The organism is Cellulophaga geojensis KL-A (genome assembly GCF_000568425.1).
GTDB classification, from domain to species: domain Bacteria; phylum Bacteroidota; class Bacteroidia; order Flavobacteriales; family Flavobacteriaceae; genus Cellulophaga; species Cellulophaga lytica.
The window spans coordinates 1-801 of sequence record NZ_ARZX01000088.1; the positions used below are offsets into that span (position 1 = coordinate 1).

An 801-nucleotide genomic window follows, 5' to 3' on the forward strand; every position below is an offset into this window, starting at 1 on the left:
GTTCTACAGTAGTAGACAACGGCGATGGAACTTTTACAATCACAGATGATTCTGGTAATGCTGCAACTATTGATACAAACCAGGTTGCTGGTACTTTAGTTAATAACAATGATGGTACAATAACATATACAGACGGTACAGGTTCTTCTCAAACAATAGGATTAGTAAGTTCAGATGCCAACAACGATATTCAAGTGGGTACAGATGGTGGTTTATATTTAAATGTAGCATCAGTTACAATTGACGAAACTATTACCTCTTTAACAGATAATGGAGACGGAACATTTACTTATGAAAACGAGAGCGGAGCTGCAACTACATTTGATTCAAAGCGTTCTACTGTTTTAGATAATGGAGATGGAACATTTACAATCACGGATGATTCTGGTAATGCTGCAACTATTGACACAAATAATACAGTTACAACATTAGTAAATAATGGAGATGGTAGCTTTACCTACACATCAGAGGATGGTACTTTAACCAATTTTGTAGGTACAGACAGTCAAGATTTATCATTAACTGGAGATAACTTAACGTTAACTAATGATCCAACAGCTACACCAATTGACTTATCAAATTACAGAGAGACAGTTATAGGAGCAGGAGATATTAATGTAACTAATGATGGTTCTGGCAATTACACTGTTGCATACACAGACGGAGATAATGACAATCAAAACGAAATAGAATTACCTACAGGAGGTGCAGACGGACAAGTTTTATCAACTGATGGAGCAGGAGTATATACTTGGGTAGATCCAGATTCTGGTCCACAAGGAGAAAAAGGAGATCAGGGAG

1 pseudogene is annotated in these 801 nt (G+C 36.8%); it reads left to right on the plus strand.

Annotated features, from left to right (window positions below):
* Positions 1-801 (plus strand): annotated as a pseudogene (locus tag KLA_RS18190) (hypothetical protein); the annotation flags it as partial.